The 22,362-nt window shown below is 41.4% G+C and carries 22 protein-coding genes, 1 tRNA gene and 1 pseudogene; 13 read left to right on the top strand and 11 right to left on the bottom strand.

The features are described 5' to 3' along the window. Positions 1–500 precede the first annotated feature (500 nt). A complete protein-coding gene (locus tag PI95_RS12720) occupies positions 501–5,162 on the top strand; it encodes an nSTAND1 domain-containing NTPase (RefSeq protein ID WP_052324853.1) in 4,662 nt (1,553 codons plus the stop codon). A 162-nt stretch (positions 5,163–5,324) separates the two neighbouring features. On the opposite strand, the pseudogene PI95_RS12715 reads toward PI95_RS12720, so the two are convergent. The 6 genes and pseudogenes from PI95_RS12715 to PI95_RS12690 form a co-directional block, all read right to left on the bottom strand. After that, positions 5,325–5,456 (bottom strand): annotated as a pseudogene (locus PI95_RS12715) (sugar ABC transporter ATP-binding protein); the annotation flags it as partial. 224 nt (positions 5,457–5,680) lie between these two features. Further along, the gene (locus tag PI95_RS37485; protein ID WP_201280424.1) at positions 5,681–5,806 is read right to left on the bottom strand and encodes a helix-turn-helix domain-containing protein; all 126 of its coding nucleotides are present in this window, start codon (positions 5,804–5,806) and stop codon (positions 5,681–5,683) included. Between the two features lie 285 nt (positions 5,807–6,091). Beyond that, positions 6,092–6,808, bottom strand: a complete 717-nt coding sequence (locus PI95_RS12705; protein WP_507236761.1) for a LamG domain-containing protein — start codon at positions 6,806–6,808, stop codon at positions 6,092–6,094. Between the two features lies 1 nt (position 6,809). Beyond that, complete coding sequence (locus PI95_RS12700; protein WP_163518843.1) at positions 6,810–6,962, bottom strand: hypothetical protein; 153 nt, start codon at positions 6,960–6,962, stop codon at positions 6,810–6,812. A 488-nt stretch (positions 6,963–7,450) separates the two neighbouring features. Next, positions 7,451–8,572, bottom strand: coding sequence for a DUF1822 family protein (locus tag PI95_RS12695; RefSeq protein ID WP_039742002.1), 1,122 nt, complete (start codon positions 8,570–8,572; stop codon positions 7,451–7,453). A gap of 64 nt (positions 8,573–8,636) precedes the next feature. Then, positions 8,637–10,199 (bottom strand): hypothetical protein, encoded by a 1,563-nt coding sequence (locus PI95_RS12690; RefSeq protein ID WP_039741999.1) that lies wholly within the window; start codon positions 10,197–10,199, stop codon positions 8,637–8,639. 602 nt (positions 10,200–10,801) lie between these two features. Between PI95_RS12690 and PI95_RS12685 the strand changes: the two genes are divergently transcribed. From PI95_RS12685 to PI95_RS12640, 10 genes are all read left to right on the top strand, one after another. Continuing rightward, positions 10,802–11,209, top strand: coding sequence for a CAP domain-containing protein (locus PI95_RS12685; protein ID WP_039741996.1), 408 nt, complete (start codon positions 10,802–10,804; stop codon positions 11,207–11,209). An 88-nt stretch (positions 11,210–11,297) separates the two neighbouring features. Further along, on the top strand, positions 11,298–11,708 hold the full coding sequence (locus PI95_RS12680; RefSeq protein WP_039741994.1) for a CAP domain-containing protein: 411 nt from the start codon (positions 11,298–11,300) through the stop codon (positions 11,706–11,708). Positions 11,709–11,796: 88 nt separating this feature from the next. Beyond that, positions 11,797–12,789 carry a glycosyl hydrolase family 17 protein gene (locus PI95_RS12675; RefSeq protein ID WP_039741990.1) on the top strand — a complete coding sequence of 331 codons (993 nt, stop codon included), beginning with the start codon at positions 11,797–11,799 and terminating at the stop codon, positions 12,787–12,789. Positions 12,790–12,842: 53 nt separating this feature from the next. Next, positions 12,843–13,367 carry a LysM peptidoglycan-binding domain-containing protein gene (locus tag PI95_RS12670; protein WP_039741987.1) on the top strand — a complete coding sequence of 175 codons (525 nt, stop codon included), beginning with the start codon at positions 12,843–12,845 and terminating at the stop codon, positions 13,365–13,367. Between the two features lie 149 nt (positions 13,368–13,516). Continuing rightward, a complete protein-coding gene (locus PI95_RS12665) occupies positions 13,517–14,305 on the top strand; it encodes a LysM peptidoglycan-binding domain-containing protein (RefSeq protein WP_039741985.1) in 789 nt (262 codons plus the stop codon). Between the two features lie 235 nt (positions 14,306–14,540). Further along, entirely contained in the window at positions 14,541–15,392 is an 852-nt protein-coding gene (locus PI95_RS12660) for a thaumatin family protein (RefSeq protein ID WP_163518842.1), read from the top strand. A gap of 175 nt (positions 15,393–15,567) precedes the next feature. Continuing rightward, positions 15,568–16,557 (top strand): Dot/Icm T4SS effector Zinc-dependent metalloprotease LegP, encoded by a 990-nt coding sequence (legP, locus tag PI95_RS12655; protein ID WP_039743894.1) that lies wholly within the window; start codon positions 15,568–15,570, stop codon positions 16,555–16,557. Positions 16,558–16,731: 174 nt separating this feature from the next. Further along, entirely contained in the window at positions 16,732–17,100 is a 369-nt protein-coding gene (locus tag PI95_RS12650; RefSeq protein WP_039741977.1) for a YbaY family lipoprotein, read from the top strand. 5 nt (positions 17,101–17,105) lie between these two features. Beyond that, positions 17,106–17,351, top strand: a complete 246-nt coding sequence (locus PI95_RS12645; protein ID WP_039741975.1) for a hypothetical protein — start codon at positions 17,106–17,108, stop codon at positions 17,349–17,351. Between the two features lie 165 nt (positions 17,352–17,516). Further along, on the top strand, positions 17,517–18,215 hold the full coding sequence (locus PI95_RS12640; RefSeq protein ID WP_039741973.1) for a Uma2 family endonuclease: 699 nt from the start codon (positions 17,517–17,519) through the stop codon (positions 18,213–18,215). Positions 18,216–18,223: 8 nt separating this feature from the next. On the opposite strand, the gene PI95_RS12635 is transcribed toward PI95_RS12640, so the two are convergent. From PI95_RS12635 to PI95_RS12625, 3 genes are all read right to left on the bottom strand, one after another. Continuing rightward, positions 18,224–19,834, bottom strand: a complete 1,611-nt coding sequence (locus PI95_RS12635; protein ID WP_039741970.1) for a metallophosphoesterase family protein — start codon at positions 19,832–19,834, stop codon at positions 18,224–18,226. A gap of 92 nt (positions 19,835–19,926) precedes the next feature. Further along, positions 19,927–20,000 (bottom strand) — tRNA-Pro (locus tag PI95_RS12630). A 125-nt stretch (positions 20,001–20,125) separates the two neighbouring features. Continuing rightward, the gene (locus PI95_RS12625; RefSeq protein ID WP_039743892.1) at positions 20,126–20,491 is read right to left on the bottom strand and encodes a DUF1818 family protein; all 366 of its coding nucleotides are present in this window, start codon (positions 20,489–20,491) and stop codon (positions 20,126–20,128) included. A 42-nt stretch (positions 20,492–20,533) separates the two neighbouring features. On the opposite strand from PI95_RS12625, the gene PI95_RS12620 reads away from it, so the two are divergent. Continuing rightward, complete coding sequence (locus PI95_RS12620; protein ID WP_163518841.1) at positions 20,534–20,698, top strand: hypothetical protein; 165 nt, start codon at positions 20,534–20,536, stop codon at positions 20,696–20,698. On the opposite strand, the gene PI95_RS12615 is transcribed toward PI95_RS12620, so the two are convergent. Both PI95_RS12615 and PI95_RS12610 read right to left on the bottom strand, forming a co-directional pair. Then, on the bottom strand, positions 20,695–21,195 hold the full coding sequence (locus PI95_RS12615) for a hypothetical protein (RefSeq protein WP_039741968.1): 501 nt from the start codon (positions 21,193–21,195) through the stop codon (positions 20,695–20,697). The two genes, PI95_RS12620 and PI95_RS12615, sit on opposite strands and share 4 nt — an antisense overlap. Before the next feature lie 22 nt (positions 21,196–21,217). Next, positions 21,218–21,454 carry a DNA-directed RNA polymerase subunit omega gene (locus tag PI95_RS12610; RefSeq protein WP_039741965.1) on the bottom strand — a complete coding sequence of 79 codons (237 nt, stop codon included), beginning with the start codon at positions 21,452–21,454 and terminating at the stop codon, positions 21,218–21,220. Between the two features lie 133 nt (positions 21,455–21,587). Here PI95_RS12610 and PI95_RS12605 point away from each other — a divergent pair, with 133 nt between their 5' ends. Beyond that, positions 21,588–22,010: a fasciclin domain-containing protein gene (locus PI95_RS12605; protein WP_039741963.1), complete on the top strand. Its 423-nt coding sequence runs from the start codon at positions 21,588–21,590 to the stop codon at positions 22,008–22,010. Positions 22,011–22,362 lie beyond the last annotated feature (352 nt).

Here is a 22,362-nt window from a genome sequence, read left to right as displayed (position 1 = left end):
ACAGATTCCATTTCTCCGGAAGCAATCGCTTCGATTTGTGGATGGAATTACATCACCTCCGCTTTATTAAGTGCAACTTCATAGAGAATTGGTATTAGTAATACTTAGCTATTAGCGCCACAGCTTACAATATTTTAGACAGTTCAAGTCAGACACATACTAAATACTGTTCAAATAGAGTGTATTTAGTTTTCAAATAATATTTTTTACGAAATCAACATTCTTACACTTGTAGCTATGTATGAGATTGGATAAAACACTGCGATTATCGCACTCCTTCTAGGGTTTTTTACACTCTTAGTAGAGACAGGATCTGAAAAGTCGCCTAATGGTAGTTGATCGGTGTACATGAACTAAGGCTTATTTTCCACCTACAAGCCACTTGTGAGTACTATCTGGGATAGTCTTAACCAAAATTTATTAATCCTTTTCTATTTTGATTATTCTTTTTTGAAAAACAATAATGATGGGATATGTGAACTAATCTAGGGTGCTAATTTATGGAAATATGGGTAAATTTGGAGTTTGGTGACGGTAACTTTGAGCGCGGCTTTGGTAAAATTAATCTTAAGATAACGGTAGCAAATGCAATTGAGAATATCACACAACTAGAATTGCAATTACCTCCAAATACGGAAATTTCAGTTTCTTATCAACGTTGGAAAGAGCAATACTATTCGTTACTGAACCATTCCAGAGGTGGTTTTAAAAATAACCAAGTCACTCATATATCCAAAACAGATTGTGATAATTATGCTCAGGGTTTATGCCGTCACCTTCATCAGTGGCTTCACCCCATTCAGTCAAAATTAGAACAAGCACTGCCACAAGACTCTCAACCAGAAATTCGTCTATTTATCCACACTGAGAAAATTGCCTGCCTTGCGACCAAAGACATCTTACATCGACTACCTTGGCAGGAATGGGGTTTTTTCGCTCAAAAGTTTTTTTGTGAACCGGCTGTTTGTTTTCACACTTGTGTTGCAAGTACTACGACATCGGAACAATCATCGGCTTCTGGTAAAATTAGAAGACCTAGGATTATCAGTATTTTTGGAGATAGTACAAATATTGATACTAGTGCAGATAAAGAATTACTTGAAAAATTGAAGAAACGATCAGCAGAACTCATCGTTCTTACAGAACCAAATCGTTCCGATTTTAATACGCTCTGGGAAGAAGCCTGCGATATCCTTTTTTTTGCCGGTCATAGCGAAACAAAAGGTGATGGTCAAACAGGCATAATAAATATTAATCCCAATGATAGTTTAAGTTTGGCAGAAATCAAAAGAACACTGAAGGCAGCTATTAACAAAGGTTTAAAATTAGCAATCTTCAATTCCTGCGACGGTCTAGGTTTAGCAAGACAATTAGCAGATTTAAACTTACCTTATATTATTGTCTGGCGCGAAGAAGTACCAGATAAATTAGCACAAAAGTTTCTCCAATATTTTTTAAGTTCTTTTTCAAAAGGTGAATCTTTATTTAATTCAGTTCGACAAGCAAGAGATAAGCTCTTAGAACTTGCAGACGACAAAGATATTGAGAAGCGGCTACCGGGGGTAAGCTGGTTGCCAATTATCTGTCAAAATACAACTAGTCCTACACCGAGTTGGGAAGATTTAGGAGGACTTTCTGGTGAACTTCCTGATTGTCCCTATCAAGGTTTATCTGCGTTTTGTCAGAAAAATGCAGATTTCTTTTTTGGTAGGGAGAAGTTTATTGCTTCTTTAGTGAAAGCCGTCAGCAGCAACCCGCTCGTACCTGTAGTTGGTGCTTCTGGGAGTGGGAAGTCGTCTGTGGTGTTTGCAGGGTTGATTCCTCGTTTACAAGAGAAAGGCAATGTAGAGATAATCAGTTTTCGTCCGGGGAAAAATCCGTTTGATGCTTTGGCTGTAGCGTTGAGCAAATATTGCAAGTCTGTGGTACAAGGACAAACAGAAGCATTAGGAGAAACTGCTAGCTCTTTAGCGGAACTAGAATTTGAGGTAAACCTGCGACATGATGAGACAGTATTACGCCATTTTCTCGAAAATATTCTTAACTCCTCAGGATATCACCGTTTGGTGTTAGTGGCAGACCAGTTTGAAGAACTTTACACTCTTGCTGCCCAGGAAGAACGCCACAGTTTTTTGAATGCACTGCTTTTGGCAGTAAGAAAAACTTCGGGGTTTACGCTGGTGCTGACGTTGCGAGCGGATTTTTTGGGAATTGTGCTTGACGATCAATCAATGGGAAAGGCTTTGCAACAATACCCCCCATTGTTACTAACTCCAATGGACTCTGAGGAATTGCGAGATGCGATTGAAAAACCAGCTTTAAAAATGAAGGTGGAACTGGAGGAGGGGTTAACAAGTAAACTAATTAATGATGTGGGCGATCGCCCTGGTCGTTTACCTATGCTGGAGTTTGCCTTAGCTCAACTGTGGTCGAAACAGAAAAATTGGTATTTGACGCATCAAGCTTATGAAGAAATTGGCGGTTTAGAAAAAGCTTTAGCAAAACACGCTTCGTCAGCATTAACAAACCTATCTGAGCAAGAGAAACAACAAGCAGAAAGGGTATTTATTCAGTTAGTGCGTCCAGGGGAAGGGACAGAAGACACTAGGCGTGTGGCGACTCGCAACGAGGTGGGGAAGGAAAATTGGGGTTTAGTCAAACACTTGGCTGATGAGCGTTTAGTGGTGACTGGGTGGGATAAAATTGATGAAATAGAAACAGTAGAAATTGTCCATGAAGCGTTGATTCGGGAATGGGGAACTCTGCGAAAGTGGATAACAACTAACCGTGAGTTTCGCATTTGGCAAGAAAGGTTCAAGCAAGATGTACGTGATTGGGAAAATAGTAATCAAAACCCAGAAGCTTTATTGCAAGGAACGCGCCTAGCAGTAGCAGAAGATTGGTACAAACAACGGGGAGATGAACTAACACCACAAGCGCGAGATTTTATTACCGCTAGCATTACATGGCGCAAACAAGAGCAGCAAAAACAGAGGCTGAGACGAAAGCTAACTATTTTCGGGCTTACTGGTGTTTCGCTGGTAGCCTTGATGCTCGCTGGGTCAGCTTGGTGGCAATGGCAGAATGCCCAATTGAACGAAATCAAAGCTATTAGTGTATCAAGTGAAGCGCTTTTAACCTCGGAGCAAGATTTTGAAGCGCTGATAGAAAGTTTGAGGGCATCCAGAAAACTGAAAGAAGCACCAACTTATCTAGTAGTTCATAGACTTCAGGAAAAGGCTGATATCCAAAAGCAGGTTGATACTTTATTACAAAATGCACTCTATAAAGTTACGGAACGCAATCGATTGGAAAAGCATAAAGATGAGGTTACAGACGTTAGTTTCAGCCCCGACGGTAAGATGATTGCCACTGCAAGTAAGGACAAAACTGTTAAACTCTGGAGTTTAGATGGGACTCAGATACAAACCCTCAAAGGGCATGAAGCTTTGGTACGTAGAGTCAGGTTTAGCCCTACAGGAAACAGAATTGCAACAGCTAGTTGGGACGGAACTGTCAAACTTTGGACAAGAGAAGGTAAATTAATCACTACCTTCAAGGAGAATAAAAAAAAGCTTGATCGTGTAGATGGTCTAAGTTTTAGTCCAAACGAACAGACAATTGCTACCGCTGATGCCGGAGGAAATGTTAAACTCTGGACAAGAGAAGGTAAATTAATCAAAACTTTTAAAGCACATGACCAGCCTGTTTTGAGCCTAAGTTTCAGTCCTGATGGTAATACTCTTGCCACCGCCAGTCAGGATAAAACTGTCAAACTCTGGAGCCAAGATGGGAAATTACTGCGAACCTTGACTGGACATTTTGATTGGGTTTGGAGTGTGAGTTTCAGCCCCAATGGTCAGAAAATTGCTACCGCTAGTAGGGATGAAACTGTGAAGCTCTGGAGCATTGAGGGAAAAGAGATAAGAACCCTAGATGATCATAAAAATTCGGTCACTAGCGTTAGTTTTAGTCCTGATGGAAAGCAGATTGTTACTGTCGGTGCTGACCAAACTATTAAAATCTGGGGCGAATCTGGCGATAAGTTCCAAACCCTGATGAGCGGACATAATGATTGGATTTGGAGCGTGAGTTTCAGTCCTGACGGAAAGATGATTGCCACTGCTAGCAAGGATGGAACTGCCAAAATCTGGCAATTAAAAGGGAAGAAACATCAAATCTATCAGGCGCATAGCGGTGCAATTTATAGCGTAAGTTTTAGCCCTGATGGTAAGGAATTTGCTACTGCTAGTAAGGACAAAACTGTTAAACTTTGGAAGCGTTCAGGTGAATTAATTAAAACTCTTAAATTGGATAAAGCAGAGTTTACTCACGTCAATTTTAGCCCTAATGGGCAAATAATTGCTACTGCTACCACTGATGGAACTGTAATACTTTGGAATCGCAAAGGAGAGAAAATCAAAGATTTCAAGGGACACGATAAAAAATGGATATGGCAAGTGAGTTTTAGCCCTGATGGTAAGATCTTTGCCACTGCTGGTTATGATGGCATTGTTAAACTCTGGAACTTAGATGGCAAGCAACTCCGAAGTATTAAGGCACATACAAAAGGTAAAGATGAAGATGGGGAAGGGGCTAATAGCGTCAGTTTTAGTCCCGATGGCAAAATTATCGCTACCACTGGTTGGGACAAAACTACGAAACTTTGGACAAAAGAAGGTAAACTAATCACAACCCTTACACAGCATATTGATGGAGTTCATAGTGTCAGTTTCAGTCCCGACGGCAAGATGATTGCTACTGCCAGTGAGGATAAAACAGTCAAACTTTGGACAAGAGAAGGTAAATTTATTAGAACCATTAAAGGGCATGAAGCTGGAGTCTTCCGTGTCAGATTTAGTCCAGATGGTAAAACAATTGCTACTGCCAGTTTAGATAAGACTGTTAAAGTTTGGAGTCTTGACGGAAAGGAACTGAAAACTTACTTTGGACACGATGATTCCGTCTGGAGCCTAAATTTCACCTCTGATGGCAATCAACTTGCTTCAGCTGACAACTTAGGAAAATTAATTTTGTGGGATTTGGGCTTGGAGTCAAATCAGCTACTGGTTGATGGTTGCAATTGGGTAGGTGATTATCTGAAAAGCAATCCTAAGGTGAATGAGAGCGATCGCACTCTGTGTAACAGTATCGAAATTTAAAGGTGAGTTATAATTTTCGTTAATTTGCTGGTTAGTTTTGGCGATCGCCTCTTCTAGTTGTACAGTAACTCATCCAATTGAGATGCGACAACTTAATTCTGAGCTTTCAAAAGAAGCGAGAACGAAGTTGGAGGTAAAGATGACGACACAAGAGTGCAACCAAAGAGCATCACCTGATTGAACATCAAACCAGTGGATATTTTGAGGCGGCAAAGCTAATATAATCTCTTCATTATTCCATTTTTGGTCTGGAGGTAACTTTGCACGCACGGTCAACGGTTCTGTTTCAGAACTGTCAACACGGGGCAGATATAGCGGGGCTGACACGATATAGGCATTCTGAGGCTGAAAGTATTACCGTATAAACTTTTTAGCTATCGCTTTTTTATGAATCATCCAAGTCTTGTTTGCTTCTCGTTAGAGAAAGCTGGCACAAGGTTGCACGAAAGAATAAGGGTTATAGTCGTGTTACTGTCATACTACCAAATCAGATTTTAGGTAAGTTTGTACTACTTTGCCTATATCGTGTCAGCTACGCTATATCTACGCCATCTACGAGCCATGTATCGACTGATGTTGAGTTCCCGTCCAATTTCACGATTATTGCTGCCTTTGTCCGCCAGTAAGATTATTTTGGCTCGCAGTGCTATTTGCTGTGGTGCGCTATGTCGCCAATCGCAATTTTTCTAGTTCCGAAGCGATCGCACTCACTTCAGGTGAGTGATTTTGGAGTTAATTGTGCCATGTCCTCGTCCTTTTTAGACGCTTTGAGGGCGATTAATCTCAGCTAAACCCAGTGTCCCATAACATGGGTACTTTATTTCCGCGCCCCGTGTACTAAATGAAAGTCCATTGTTCTTCCCTAGGTTAAATGTAGCCTAGGCTACATTTAACCTGATTATGTCGCAAGAACTATGAATTACCGACATTTAAGTTGGTTTTTGCGTGAAGATTCTTACACTTCGGATGAGGAAATATGCATCTCGGAATTTAGGATTATTTTTTGTGTCCCAAAGGTACCCACCGCATTTTTCTAATCCTCCAGGGAAAACATTGCCAGCCCAGTCTCCGCACAAGGTCGTATTGACGACCATCTCCATGTCTTTGAAATATCCGGGACACGGATTGAAACTGACGTAAGGGGTTCCCCATGTGTTCGGGTCAGGTGAATCTCCAAGGACATTCGCAGGGATGTCAGCACGCTTCCAGAACCAGATTTTAATTGTCTGGTCGTAGATCCACTCGCAAGCGTATGCTCCACCACCGTTCTGGTTGAATCCGTGGCCGAAAGAGCCTTCTGGTCCCATGATGCCACATCCCGTGAAAGCGTTGTTGGCGTTGCAGTCGGGATGCAAAATATGTGGGACGTTCTGGACACATCCCTTTCTGGTGTGCAATGTTGACTGGTTGCTGTTGTTCGCAGAGGGTGTTGAGTTGACTTCTTCGATGATGTCGATTTCTCCGTTCTCAGGCCATGTATGTCCCGTTCCAACCAGCCATATCGCTGGCCATACCGCCATTCCTTCAGGTATGTGGTCTAAATCGATAATGAACAGCCCTCCATTATACTTTTTATCTGTATAAATACGGATTGCCTTTCTTTGGCGTTTCTCTTCGGGGTTGTAGCCCTCCGATTCAACGCCGATTTTAATTTTGTTGAGTAATTTTCAGGTGTAAATAACCATCTTGGTCAACCCAGACATTATCACTACTCCAGTGGTTTGGACCTGGACCACCATCACCGGAAGAGCGTACTTCCCATACATAGCCAGAAAAATTAATCGTTTTTTTGTCAGCCATTTTCTTCTTTGAATTTTGATAACGGTTTTCACTTGCATTTTCATCCACCCACGCGCATCCTCAACGTCACATTAACGAAGATGATGGTTGTAACTAGAACCAGAATAAATATGTGTTTAATTACACCAGAATCTTAAGAGATTATAAATTGCTCAACTCTCCCCATCATTGTTTATGCTTATTGCTAGACATGCTTCTGTGTATAACCACCAGAGTCATTGAGATACCAAAGACCGTAGTGTCCCTCAGTACCCTAGCCTCCATGAGCGTGAATGGCTTTACTAATCAGGTTGGGCACTTAACCCTCTAGCTATGAAACTTTGTGATTAAGCGCAAAGCCCCTTTAAGCGGGTACAGGTTTTGGATACTAACCTGGGAACTTTTTGAGGGTTCCACTCTCCTGTGCGACTTCGGGTCGCACGTACGATTGCTCATTTGACCCCAGCACTGGCAAAAGTCTACTCTAGGCTAAACACCATTTGAAAAAATTACAACAAAAATTCCTCAGTAATCACAGCACCCTGAAAGCCGACTTCAACCTTAAATTGTCTACCTAAAATTTCACTAAATTCTAACTGAATGATATTATCAGCTTTCCTCGCAGTGACTTCCTGACTTTCTGACTCAGAAGTACTAGGATTAAGAGTCACTTTCAGCTTCAACCCAGACGGTAGATATTCCTCATTGCCAGGTGACTCATTGTAAGGAATAACCTGTACAAGCACATCGACTTCATTATCTTCCAACCGTTTTACATTGATAACTAAAGCTAATGCTTGACCATTTAACAATAGTCCAAAATCTAACTTTTTCGCCCCACAATGATAATCAACCGACTTACTTCTTGCAGAACCCCAAGCATAGTTATTATCAAGCGTCTTCAGAATATCTTTGGTGGATTGCCAACCTTCTTCAAAAACTCCAAGCCACCAACTGCTCACGTTTACTAGCGCTTTCTTAACGATGCTTGTAGTCTGGCTTATAGTTTGTATATCTGTATGATTAACCTCAGCTATTGATGGTAAAGGAATAGCATCTGGTGACAAGAAACACGAGTATAACAATAAGTTATTTACCTCAGGATCAAACCAAGAAAGCGGTAGCTGATAACAACTATCAGATTGAGCTTCCAAATTAATTGATTGGCAATATTTCACGAGTTTATCGTAACGTAAAAAACCGTTAATATTTAATTTTTCTTCCTCTTCTAATACCTCAATCAATACATAAAAATGAGCAATCATTTTTGGGTAATTGATGACTTCTTTGGGTACAGTGACAAAATCATCAATTAGGTTATCTACAGTAATTAAGCAAAGGTTAAATCCACCTAAACTTAGATTATAAACAACATCAATCACATTAGCGCTGTCGGATTTAAATATTGAACAGTTATCTCGATTAATTTTGACATCTGGAATTCTTTCTCTCAGCCATTCTTCAAAACCAAGTAGCGCTAATGCATTTAAATAAATTTTCCACTGGTGTGTTTCGCTTAAGTTTCGGTCGCTAATTTCTTTAGCTGACTCAAAATGTTCCGGTTCCAGCCAAATAAGTTTTGGTGACAATTCTTGTCTCCAGTATCTTGAATAAATAGAGGTATTAATCATAATCTTAGCTCATGGTTATATGCTACGCTGCGATAAAATCAGTATTTTATGGGAAATAATTTGCTCATGCTGCCTCTTTGATTGAATCATTAAGATAACGGCGTATTAGTTGAGCAAATAAGCTGTTTTTTTGCTGTTTTTTGCCGCTTTGTATTTCTGCGTGTGCATCATTAAATGTTTTATTCAAAGCATAATTTCTAATTGATTCAGCAACATTTTTTAAATAGTCTGGGTTAGTGGAAATTGTTGTAACTCGATATTTTGTAGATGTTTTTGAAATGTTGTCAATAAATTTTTCTTCTGTGCGATACTGAACATTCTCCAGAAAGTTTTCTAATTTAAATATGCGTCTGGCTTGATACCAAGGTATCCCCCACAATTTACCAATCTCCCCTAAAGACTTATCCTCTTCGTAGTAAAGTTGCAAACCTTCATGGAATTTTTGAGCAAAACTTTTGTAACCTTTACTTTTTCTTAAACCTTCAATTTGTTGGTAAATCACTTCTGATATCGCTTCATATAAAACCTCTTCAAATAAGGCATGACAATCCTCTTTTAATTGGTCTAATTCAATTTCCTCTAGTCCGGTGTCAGTATAAAAACCTAACTCTAGATTGGGAACATAGTCATTAGTGGAGTTATCATACACTTCTATAGGTATTGTTTTGGGACTACCTGTTCTTTTATAAAGCGTATCCTGACGTAAGATTTCTGCGATTCTTTTGAGATGATAAATTAGTTTTTGATGAGAATGAATGATATTTCGTTGCTGCAACAAATCGCGCATTTCTTGCAGTTGGTTTAGCGTAGGTTCAGAACAACGTCCTTTTTCATGTGAGTTGCGTCTGTCTCGACGATAGACTGCATGAAAGACCTCTACAATTTCGCGGTCTCCTTTTTGAAGATGCGGTTCCAGAGAACGGGGAATATGTCTACATAATAACGCGCAGTCACTGGGAGTCCTTACCCCTAACTCCCACAGAAATAACCTTAAATTTTGATTTTGTTGGGTTAATCTCCAAGTCCAATTATCTAAGCTTTCACTAGAACTTAAGGTTGGATTAAATTTCCGCAAAATTTCAACGCTAAAAAACTCTCCTCCTTTAGCTATTGGTCGAGTTGTGTAATCATGATTCAAGATAAGTTGAGTTTGCTCTTCACTATCCAACAGCACCTCTTCTTTACCATCGTCATTTAAAACGAATGGAAGCAAATCAATATAGCTAAAAGGGTTCTCAACTTGGGGTTTACAAGTATGAGAAATTTTTTTGCAGCTGATGAGAATTGTCTGAGATACATAGCATCTCAAACAAAGCCCAGCAAAAGCGCGATCGCGGATATCGTCAGCTGAACGAAACATTTTCCACACAACAGCTTGAACATGTCTGTTTTCTTCTGACGATAGTGTGGGTTGACTGGCTAACTTGGGAAATTGTACCCTGAAGAACTCCTGTGCTAAGTGGATTGTCCTGAGTTTGTAGCCATCTTTTAGCTTATTATATTCCACTCTAGGAGAATCAATTATCCACATTATCCAGTATCTTGACGGTGCTACCATAGGTTTTAAAATTACCTCGCTTTTCATCAGATATGACATCAACAGCAAACCTATTTCACCAGTGACCATTTTTTCTCAATGTTCTGGAGAGCTACATATATATATAGATTTTGGTTTTGTGAACTTATGCAGATGATGTAGCGCGGTTGTCTTGCAAAAACTGGTATTAATCTGGTAGAAGTAGCAAAAATGCTAACTGCCTGAAGCCAAAGTCATCGCTTATGTGGCAAAAAAAGATTTCAAAAATAAAATTAAAGTTGGCATTCATCGTATTTGTGACCAAATAAATTTTTATCAAAGTCTTGGTTAGCAAGACTTTCAGCACTTGTACGGCTGTTGGTGACACCCGATCTGCTATTGGACGATATTGGGCTAACACAACCCATACAAGTGTATAAGTCGATTGGACTTGAATCTATCTAAAAATAGAAGCAGGAAAAACAAGCAATTATCTAGAGCTTCACCTTCTGCTCAGAAGAATAGCTCAAATTCTAGTTTTTCTGTCAAACTGGCTGATTTTATAATCCAGCAAACGATGCTGTAAGCCAGTCGTGGAGCCGTATTGCCAATTAGAGGAAATCTCTAATATTTTTCATGCTTGATTACTTAGTCTTCAGACCAATTACTAGCTTAATCACTCCTAGAATTTCTTAACTAAGAGGTTATTAACTATGAATCGTAACTTTATCTATCGCATTGTAGAACTCACTAATGCTAAACGTCGGTCTTCTGGTTTGCCAGAGCTGAGATTTAACCCTGTGTTAGCAGCAGCAGCACAGAAACATAGTGCAGACATGGCATTGGAGGACTTTTTCAGTCATAAAAGCCCAAATGGAAGCAAACCTTCAGATCGTGCCCAAGCTGAAGGTTATCCATCAACCTATGTCGGTGAAAACATTTATGCAGGTGGTTCCACCCCAGAAAATGCTTTTGAAGGATGGATGAACAGTGAAGGACATCGCAATAACATCCTGAGTCCAAATTATCAAGAAATTGGAGTTGGTTACTACTATCTAGGCAATGATACAGGTAACGTTAATTACAAACATTACTGGACACAATGCTTTGGCAAACCCTAATCAAAGACGTAATTTGATTGAATTTAACCAAATCGCCCCTTACTGACCAATTATTAAAATCTATTTCTACATTTGGGAGGTTGTTACCATGAGCCAAGAATTTATCAATCGTGTTGTAGAACTCACTAACATCGAACGTCAGAAAGCAGGTTTACCACCATTGAGATTCAATGGTCGGTTAGCTGTAGCCGCTCAAAAGCACAGTGTAGACATGGCAATGCGGGACTATTTCAATCATACAGGAGAAGATGGTTCATCCCCATTTGACCGCATTAAAGCTACAGGCTATCGATACTCCCGTGCAGCAGAAAATATTGCAGCAGGTCGGTCTACCCCAGAAGATACCGTTAAGGGATGGATGAACAGCCCAGGACATCGCAAAAACATTCTGACTCCAGATTATAAGGAAATAGGGGTTGGTTATTATTTCTTAGCTAAGGATATGGGTGACGTTAATTACAAACACTACTGGACACAAGTTTTTGGTACACCCTTGTAAATGATGAGGATGGGTAATATTTAGCACGTCGCACGCTAATAAGTACTCCTTCACTCTTATAAATCTCACTTGAACAGAAGATTTTGTTATGTCTCAATTTCTTGGTATTGCTTTTCAGCCTTATGTTGGTCGCTGGACTGGAACTCCTCCAAACGCCACGACTCCGTGGTGGAATTCATACAGCCAGCAGGATATTGTCCGTATGCTTGAGGTCATTGCCTCCAAATTCAACAAAATTTGCACATATGGGATGGGTTATGCAGGCTATCACCAGCCCACAACACCTTGGGATCAAGTAGATTCTAACTGTCGCGTTGCTCTTGCTGCTGCTCAGTTGAATCAGCAGAGGGGTCAGGTTGTTATTGAGGTGGCTCAAGGAATTTATCAGCAACTGCCAAACGCGGCACTACAACAGGCAGAAATTAAAGCTGCTTTTTCTGCGGCAATAGCAGCGAACGCTGTTTATCCCAATACGGTAACTTCTTTTGTATTCACAAATGAATATGTAGTTAACGCAGAGACAACCAATGCTGTCAACGCGATGATTGTAGCTAACAAGCAGAAAGCTAGAAGCCTGAATATCAAAGTGGGCGTGCGATCGCATACTTTTGGAAATATTGCCAACCCAAACAGCCCGTTTTACAACGAGTTGAAAACCCTCATTCAGAATTGCGATTTTATCCTTTGCAACCTTTATCCGGCTTTGAATACAGCCACTCCGATTGAAGGTGTAAATGGGGTAGCTCAAGCCTTCAATACTATTAAAACAGCTGTTGCCGCAATTAAGCCGCAGTGCGAAGTCATGATTGGCGAAACTGGATGGTCTTCCCAAGGAATTAGCTTTAACAACACAGCCAACAATGTACAAAATCTTCTTGCCTACTACAAGGCAATTGATAAGTGGGCATTTGAGCAGAAAGTAACAACTTACCTTTTTGAGGCATTTGACGAGCCTTGGAAAAGCAACCAGAACGCCCAAGTTCCTCCAGAAAACCCTTGGTCTGGACCAAACGGTGCTGAGGGACACTACGGTCTGTGGTATCTCAACGACCAAGGAAAGTATACGGAGAAAAGGGCGTAACTTAATTGCGGCTTCTGGTCTTTTTACAACTCAATTATTGAAAGGAGAAAATCATGACAACTGCTCAAGCATCTAGCCAAACTTATACTGTCCAACCTGGGGACACGCTATTTTTGATAGCCCAAAAAGTCTACGGGGATGGCAATCGCTGGCGTGAAATTTATGAAGCTAATCGTGGTGTAATAGGAGGGAACCCAGAGCAGATTCAAGTTGGGATGGTACTTGTTATCCCAGGACTTGGTCAGCCGAATCCGAATCCCAATCCCCCTAACACATTAAATCTAGAAGCTACATTCTATAGCAGGGAAGAAACACAAGGACATCCGCCTGCAACAGGTGTACATGGAGTTACATTGCAAGAAGCCCTAAGCGGTAGAGGGCGCGTACAGTGTGCTGTAGACCCAAATGTTATTCCCCTGCTAAAAGAGTTCACCCTGATACTATGGGACGGTAGGCAGGTTCCTGCATCTGCGTTAGATAAGGGTACGGCAATTATCGGTAATAGAATTGATCTATTTGTCGATACCATCCAAGAGGCAATTAATTTAGGTAGACAGCCAGTCAAAGCAATTCTTTGATTGGTTGTTAAAGAATTTCAATTTCTCTAATACTAGGAACCAAGTTATTTAATGCAGACACTAGCATGGACTCTCAATAATTCTTGAATCAAAGAACCACTTCCTATTCGATATATTCCACAAAACTCAACTTTTGAAAGGAGAAAATCATGACAACTGCTCAAGCATTTGGTCAAACTTATACTGTTCAATCTGGAGATACACTGTTTTTGATAGCCCAAAAAGTCTACGGGGATGGCAATCGTTGGCGTGAAATTTATGAAGCTAATCGCAATGTAATTGGAGGTAATCCCGAACAGATTCAAGTTGGAATGGTACTTGTTATTCCAGGGCAAGGTCAACCTGGTAATGGTGGCGGCGGCGCTGGTAAGGGCAATTTCCAAAAAATGCTCGAAGCACTGGGAGCATTTGAATCGGGGTTTCCATCAGGAGACCCAAGACAATACACCTCTGAAAACACACTAGGGTTTATGGGCAAGTACCAATTTGGAGAACCCTTGCTAATTGACCTTGGTTACTACAAAGCCGATGTTTACTATGGAAACGGTGCTGACAAAAATTACTGGCGAGGTACTTGGACAGCAAAGAGAGGCATTAATAGTAAAGAACAATTCAAAAATTCCCGTGAAGTTCAAGAAGCTGCAATTCGTGAGGCTTTTAACCTAAATTTGCAACGTGTTAACGGTGCGCTTGGGGCGCAAGGACAGTCTATCAACAATTACCTCGGTCAGCAAAAGACATTTAATGACAGAGGCGCCTCAAAAACAATCACTATTAGCCTCTCTGGTATCCTAGCAGGGGCACATCTGCGCGGTCCTTACGGAGTAGCTGACCTTTTGTTAAAAAACCAACCATCTCATGATGAGTATGGAACATCGATTCTCAAGTATATGGAAGAATACGGTGGTTATAACGTACAAGCAGCAGATTTCTCCTAGAACTTTATAGATTGCCTGTACTGCTCCCGCCAAAACTCAAGTATTGCAGACATAATAAGGCAGCGTCACGAAAGTTAGAACCGAGGGGCGTGTTATTTCCGCTCCTCTCTTGGAAAACCGCAATCAATCTCTGTGTAAAAGCAGGAGTCCGACAATGTTACAATCTCGAACACTCCATATACTGTCGCTCTTTTCATCTGCCCTGTCCGGAGTTTCTGCCATTGCAATAAGAGCAGTGACCAAAGCAAGAACCACGCTTTTAGTAATATCACTAACATTCTTGCTGTTTTTTCCCAGTGCCTCTGCGGCGATCGCACAAGAATCAAGAGCCACGAGCCATACGACTCGATTGTCAGTTACCAATCAGTGTAACTTTCCCGTCTGGATGGCAACAATACCTAACGCCAATATAACTCCTTTGCCGGATGGTACTGTTAAACTATCCAAGGGTCAATCGCACGATTATTCTATTCCAAGTAGTGGTTGGGCAGGAAGATTCTGGCCAAAAGTCGGCTGTGACGATCGTGGCATGAACTGTGCGGCGGGACAAGCAGTACCACCATGCCCTCCATCAGGTTGTCAACCTCCAGCTGACACCAAAGTTGAAATTAACTTTCCGAACCTCTCTTCAAAAGATAATGCTTGGTATAACATCAGCCTAGTAGACGGATACAGCCTTCCTGTCGAGATTAAACCAAGAGGTGGGGAGTCAGGTTCATGTATAACAACCAATTGTAATCTTTCTCTGAATAGCTGTCCTCAAGATGAAAAACAAGGTTTAGGGGATTTGAGGGTCTTCAATGGCGGTAAAGCCGTACAATGCTTGTCTCCGTGTAAGAAATGGAACTATCCCCCTCCTTTTGGTCTAGGAAAGCCTGAAACCCAACCGCCCGGTATCGATTTATGTTGTCCGTACAACGATGTCGAGCGGTGTCGCAGGGGACCTGTCGTACAAACAAAGTTTGTCCAGACTGTACGCAAAACATGTCCTACTGCTTATAGTTTCGCATATGACGATGAAGCAGGTTTGCACAGTTGTCCAACGCAGAAGAGCTTTGATGTGACGCTTTGTTCGGTAGGACGTTAAAGCTGAAACGTCAAGAGTGCGATTGCTTGAAGGGCAATCGCACTCACTTCTTGCCATAGGTGTCCTTGTAATTGGTCGATTGTGACAGTAGTTGTGTGACAGAGCTTTGGTTACAAATCGCCGAAAAGTCATTTTTCACTTAGCAATAAAACTCAACTTCAAAGAAGAGAAAATCATGAGTAACAATGAAGACGCAACCAACTTTGATGGATTACTGAAGAGTAACGATATTCGCACAGGTTTCATATCTGGAGCTACCTTTAAGAATAAGGCAGTTCAGTACTCGGTCGTCGATGGGCTAGCCATTTTTGAAGGCTGTATCGTCCTCGGCACCGTTGAAGAAATGGAAAAGAAAACTGCTGCTATCCGGACTGGGCAAGATATTGAAGAAGATGCTGGTACACGCGGTCTGTTCATCCCTGGACAGCAGTACCGCTGGACTAATGGTATTGTGCCGTATGAAATCGATCCTAATCTCCCCAATCAGGAGCGCGTAAGAAATGCGATCGCTCACTGGCAAGAGAAAACCTCCATCAGGTTCGTGCATCGAACAAGCAGCAATGCAAGTCAGTATCCGAACTACATTCGCTTCCGACCTGGTAAAGGCTGCTCGTCTGTTATAGGTATGCGGGGGGGCGAACAACATATTACTCTAGCCAATGGTTGCGGCTTGGGTGCTACAATCCACGAAATTGGTCATGCATTGGGGCTTTGGCACGAACAAAGTCGAGAAGATAGGGATAGACACATTCAAATTCACTGGCAGAACATTGAGCCTGACCACCAGCATAACTTTAACCAACACATCAATGACGGTGATGACCACGGCGCTTACGATTATGACTCGATCATGCATTACGGATCGACAGCTTTTTCTAAAAACGGTCAACCAACAATTACAACCGTTTCATCTGGAAGACCCATCGGGCAAAGAAATGGTCTTAGCAATGGCGATATAGCTACTATCCGATTTCTCTATCCAGGGACAACTCCTCAGTTACGTCCGTATACCATAAAACAGGGAGATACACTTTATTTAGTTGCTGAACGAGAGTTAGGTGATGGCAACCGTTGGCGTGAAATCATGAAATCAGCCAATGGCGGCTCTTTTACAGAACAGGAGGCTAATAATTTGCAACCGGGTCAGGTAGTCTACCTTCCTTAACTTGAGGATGTCTCCGTATAACTGCTAGGCTAAACTCAGTAGTCAGGAATCGAAAACTCCCATCCGAAGAATTAAGTTTTCAGCCATCAATTCGCTGGCAAAACTTCTCCTGTCAATTTTCGGACTACTGAGACTCGGATTTGAGGCAGCTACTCTGTTTTTTAATAAACGCAAATGTCGTCAAATAATGCGTCTTTGCTCGTAACAGGCGAAATCCTTTTCTCTGAAGACTTGGATTCATTTTCTGGAGCCAAAGTGAATGTGTACCTTGAAGATGTGAGTTCTCTGGATGCTCCTTCTAAGATTATCGCCAAACAAGTGATTCCTGATATTTCCCATGAAGTGGGGACTGAGAATCAAGTCAAATTTGCCCTAAAAAGTGAGACTTCAAATAAACAGGCAAGTTATTCAATCCGCGTACACGTCTCTCTTCATGGAGATGAACAAATTCACCGTGGAGATTACATCAGTATGGAGAGCTATCCAGTTCTTACATTTGGGTATCCAAATCAGGTATCGGTACGTGTGCGAGAGGTGAAGTAGTATTTTTGGCGGAAATAGAAAGAAGCGCAAAAAGTTCTTTTTTAAATGCTAACCAAGCCTTGGTAGATTCTGATTTGGTGCAAACTATGCTGCAATTTGCAAAGGCAAAACCAGGAATGAGCGCAACTGGCACATGCGATGGCGTTTGGTTTGCCAAGCGCAGAAAAACGCTCGCAATATATGCATTGGCACGTCTGGACGTTTCAATTATCTTTCATCCGAAGAGACTTGATTACAATAAATGTAAATAAAATTTATTTTCGTTTTCGCGATCGCCTACGGTGTGTCATAGGCTCGCTCTTCGATTAAAGCTCTTTCTTTGAAAACTGAACTACTAAGATACCACCATTCGCTTATCGCGCTTATGTGCGATGATAATATAAACTAGCCCCATAAATGTTGTAAGGTACAACCAAATGGCTTTAACTGCACAGCAATTAGAAGCAATGATGCCTGATGCAAGTCAGTTATACAGCGATGAGCCAGAAATGGAAAGTTCTCTCCACTATATGCAGCTATTGTTGCTTGTCACTTGCTTAGATTGGCTGTGGCGCGACAAAAATGATTATTTCATCGGTGCTAATCTTACCATTTATTTTAGTCGCCAGCAACTGCGAAATCGTGATTTTCGCGGTCCCGATTTTTTCTTAGTCAAACAAACTCAAAAGCGTCCCCGCAACTCTTGGGTAGTTTGGGAAGAAGACGGCAAATATCCCAATTTGATTATCGAATTATTATCGACTAGCACTGCTGACACAGACCGAAATTTGAAAAAAAACCTGTATCAAAACTCTTTCCACACACCAGAATATTTCTACTTTTCACCTGACACGTTAGAATTTGCCGGATTTAAACTAGTTGGAAGTGAATATGAAGAAATTGCGGCAAATAGCAATGGTTGGCGCTGGAGTCAGGAGTTAAGCTTATATTTGGGTATAGAGTCAGGCAAACTGCGCTACTTTACCGCGAATGGTAGTTTAGTACCAACACCTGAAGAAGCGGCATTACAGGCACAATTAGACTTAGAACAGCAAACTATAGAGTTACAACAAGAACGACAACGCGCTGAACAATTGGCTGAAAGATTGCGAATGCTTGGCATTGACCTAGACTAAATAAGCAACTATTTCAACTTAAATTCATCAAACTTAACTACTTCCGAATTCGGTTTGCGAGTATCAAAACGATAGCTGCTAATTGTACCCGTTCCTGTGTCGAACATGCTAAAAACGGTGATGTCATTACTGGCAATATAAGGCAAAGGTTTACCATCTTCACCTAACAGCGGGGCAATTGATGGTATAATTGGTTCTAAATCATTTGGATCGCCAACTTCCGCATAATCTTCTTGATAGCCAATTGGCACTTCTCGCTTGTTTTCACCCCAGTGGGCACCGTAAGAATTACCAACATTAGATGTTTCTAAAAAGTGCATTCCCGATTGACTAACAAAGCGGTTCCACAAATGCGAATGCCCATAAAATACAAATTGCACTTCAGCCGCTTCTAGTAACGGTATAACATCCCGAATAATATAATCTGCATTTTTGGGATATTCATAACGCACTGCTTTAATATTACCATCTTCATCGCGTTCAATTATCTGCACTGGCTCGGTGTAAGCCGGGACAACGTTACCACCCAAAGAATGGGGGGGATGATGCAACATGACAACTTTGTATTTTGCTTGTTGAAACTCTAAGCTATTTAGTTCTTGCACTAGCCAATTATATTGCTTGCTATTTTTAGCGATCGCCTCATAAATATGCTGTCCGTAACCCCAATTTTCACTTGTCTTGAAATCGGCTTCTTTTTCCCGATACCTGCCTTTTGCGTCTGCATCCATGTTAGGAGTTCGCCACATATTTGTCGCATAAAGTACTACTAGACGCACATCACCAAAGCTAGTTGCATAATAAGTTTTACCACCTTCTTTACTTTGCGGTAGGGTGAAAATCTCTTCGTAAGTATCGGTGTTAAAAGAATTATCTTTCAGAGATTCACCGTATAACTTTTGGGCAACTGTACGAGGAATCGTATCATTAAATTCATCATTTAAACTTTCTGTTCTGACACGTCCCATAATTTCATGATTACCGATGCAAGTAAACATTGGTGCATGTTGAATTATTTGCCCGCCAGTGTAATATGTATTATCTATTTTATAATTAGCACGACCTTGCAAACACGGAAAGAAAGCACCACCGCGATTATCATCAAACCATTCACTAGCGCGATCGCTTACATTCACCAAATCACCCGCAAACCAAACTGCATCCACTCGTCCAACCGTCTCCACACATGATTGCAGATTTGCTGCTACCATCGGCTTGATTTGATGGTCAGAAGTAAGTAAAATTTTCAGAGGTGTACCTGGTTTTGGCAAAGGTGCAAGGGTAAACACATCGCTGCTAACACTCTCACCATCTTCCCGCACACTCGTGATGCGGTAAGGAACCCGCACACCGCAAGTTAAAGCAGTAACCTCAGCTTCGTGTCGCCAAATATCGCGTTTGACAGGTTGTTGATATTCAGTTTGATTTGCTACTTGCGAGTTTTGGTCTTCCCGCGTGCGACTGAGTTTAGTTGTAGTAGCAACGGCTATTTTATCGAGATTTTCGCCATAAGTGACTGTGTGTTGACCGGGAAACTCGGTAAACCAAACAACTCGTACTGAAGTTTCCCTAGGTAGTTGCAGAAACGGATCGGTGAGTAGTTTGGGTGCGGATGTCATACCGATTTTGGATTAAGAATTACTAAAAAACTGTAGCTTGGACATTGCCCACACTACAGCTTACACTGCTTTGTAAATATTTACTTTATCAATCGGAGCGGCGGGATTCGAACCCACGACCTCCACTACCCCAAAGTGGCGCGCTACCAAGCTGCGCTACGCCCCGTTAATTTGATTTTGGATTTTAGATTTCAGATTTGGGATTTGGGATTTTTCCAGTTTTGAATCTAAAATCAACTTAACTTTGCCATTATAGCATAAGTTAAAAGAAAAATAACAATCAAGATTGATTCAAAATACTTTCAGCGTTGCAGCTGCTTGCAGCAAGCCAGCAACAGCGTCAGCATTCCATTTACCTTCTACACAACGCCCTGTATTGAGGATAAAGCGCAAGCTGTAGGCGTGGGGATAGCCTTCAACTTCCATCCATAATAAATCGCTTTCGGCTTCGCAGGCGATTTTCTCTTCATCCATCAATTCGTCTTTTAGTTGCTTCATCGTGTCTGCTAGCTGCGCTAGTAGCCGACAAAAGTCATTTAACTCAGCTTCGGTTAATTCGATCGCCCAATCATCTGTACCCACCAAACCTTTAAATTCAGGTGCGTTAGGATTCCAGCCAATACGCCAATCAGATCCACTTTTTATTAAACGTTGCATAATTGCGAATTGGTAATTGCGAATTGGTAATTGCGAATTGGAATGAGAGATTCTTTCCATTCCCCATTACCCATTCCCCATTACCCATTACCCATTACCCATTCCCCATTCCCCATTCCCCACTCCCCATTCCCCACTCCCCATTCCCCACTCCCCATTCCCCACTCCCCATTCCCCACTCCCCATTCCCCATTACCCATTCCCTAATTCCTAGTAAAGATGTTGACTAAGACTTGCACTAAGGCGTTTCGCTGGCTAATGTTAAGACGGGAAATGGCTGCTTTGTCGCCTTCTAAAGGATTTTGCCGTAAAGTGTCATTACCTGGATATGTCGTCACATACATAACTTCATTTGCACCCAGGTAATCTGCCAAAGTTAACTTCCAATCGAATCGATAATTTGGCGCACGTTCTTTTACATAAACATGATATCTGAGCAGGCGACTTGCTAGAGTATTGTTTTCGGCAACTTTGCCAGTTTCTTTATTGATGTACTTATTTTCTCGTGGAAAGTCGGGCAATTGCTGATATACTTTTTGCCAAACTTCACCCGGACTAATTCTTTGGGCTACGGCAGGTTGGATACCAAAGAAATTTGTGTGAATTAATTTGCCCACCCCTGAACCGAAAACAAGCAAACTCACTACCATTAAGGCAGTGAGTGCTTGCAAGTACGGTTGAATGAACGATGATTTTTTGCTCATCCTACCTTTCTGGAGGCGTTTTTTATAATTCGCCAATAATTTCTGGTTGAGTAAGTTCATCAGACATCTCGATAATTGCCCGGAGTACTGGCTTCATCATTATATCTTCATTATTTTCAAAGTCTTCATAACGCCGGCGTTTGGCACGATTTGCCACCTGAACCGTGATGCGGTAGCGATTTGAAGCTGCACTAATCAGATCCTCAGCACGGTGCATAATTTGGGACTGAGTTGTCTCGAATTTAGAACGCTTTAGCATAGTCGGTGGTTCTTGGGGTCTTCCCCAGTTTAGCAGCACTGATAGATATACTGCTCTGTTGATAGAGGTTAATAGGATGATTGTCTATTTATAAGTAACTTGTAACACCAAATTAATTAATCAAAGCGATCGCATGGCTAATCTTGTGGAAACTGCTGTCCAAGCTGGAAACTTCAACACTCTGTTAAAGGCTGTTAAAGCTACTAAACTCGATGAAGAAATTCTCAATACTCCTGGTTCCTATACAGTCTTTGCACCTACTGATGAAGCTTTTGCCAAGCTACCCGAAGGAACTTTAGATGCGTTGCTGCAAGATATCCCCAAGCTAAAAAAGATTGTCGCCTATCATGTCAGTTTTGGCGATGTTAGGTCTGACGACTTAGCGCAAATTGAAGAAGCAGAGACGGTTGAGGGTTCAGTTTTGGCGATCGAGTCTGCTGACGGCAAAATAAAAGTCAATGATGCCAATGTCCTAAAAATGGACATCCTCACCGACAATGGGGTAATTCATGTTATTGACCAAGTGTTAATGCCTGCTATGGTTGCTGGTTCCTAGAATGTTTACTCTGGCAATATGTGATATAGCAATTTTATTGTAAGTAGATGGGCATAAGTAAACGCTCTTTAACGTAGTAAGGGCTTTAGCCCTTAAAATCCTTGCTTTGAGCGGTAAACCGCTCACTACTTAAGTAAAAAAGATACCCGCCTTGTCAAACCCGGTTTCTCTAAGAAACCGGGTTTCTGCGTTTTTTGCGGCAATTGAAAAATAAATTGTATCAATGAATACTATAACTTACCCCAAAGATAGATGTAATTAGCTCACAAAAATTAATACTATCAATGCTGTTTGTTATAAAAATTCATGAGTTCGCATTGCAGATACTGCTTATAAAGCTTGGTCTTTAGAT

It is taken from the genome of Hassallia byssoidea VB512170 (assembly GCF_000817785.2).
Taxonomy (GTDB): domain Bacteria; phylum Cyanobacteriota; class Cyanobacteriia; order Cyanobacteriales; family Nostocaceae; genus Hassallia; species Hassallia carrinoi.
The sequence above is the reverse complement of the archived record's forward strand: the minus strand, read 5'-3'. Positions and strand labels throughout refer to the sequence as shown.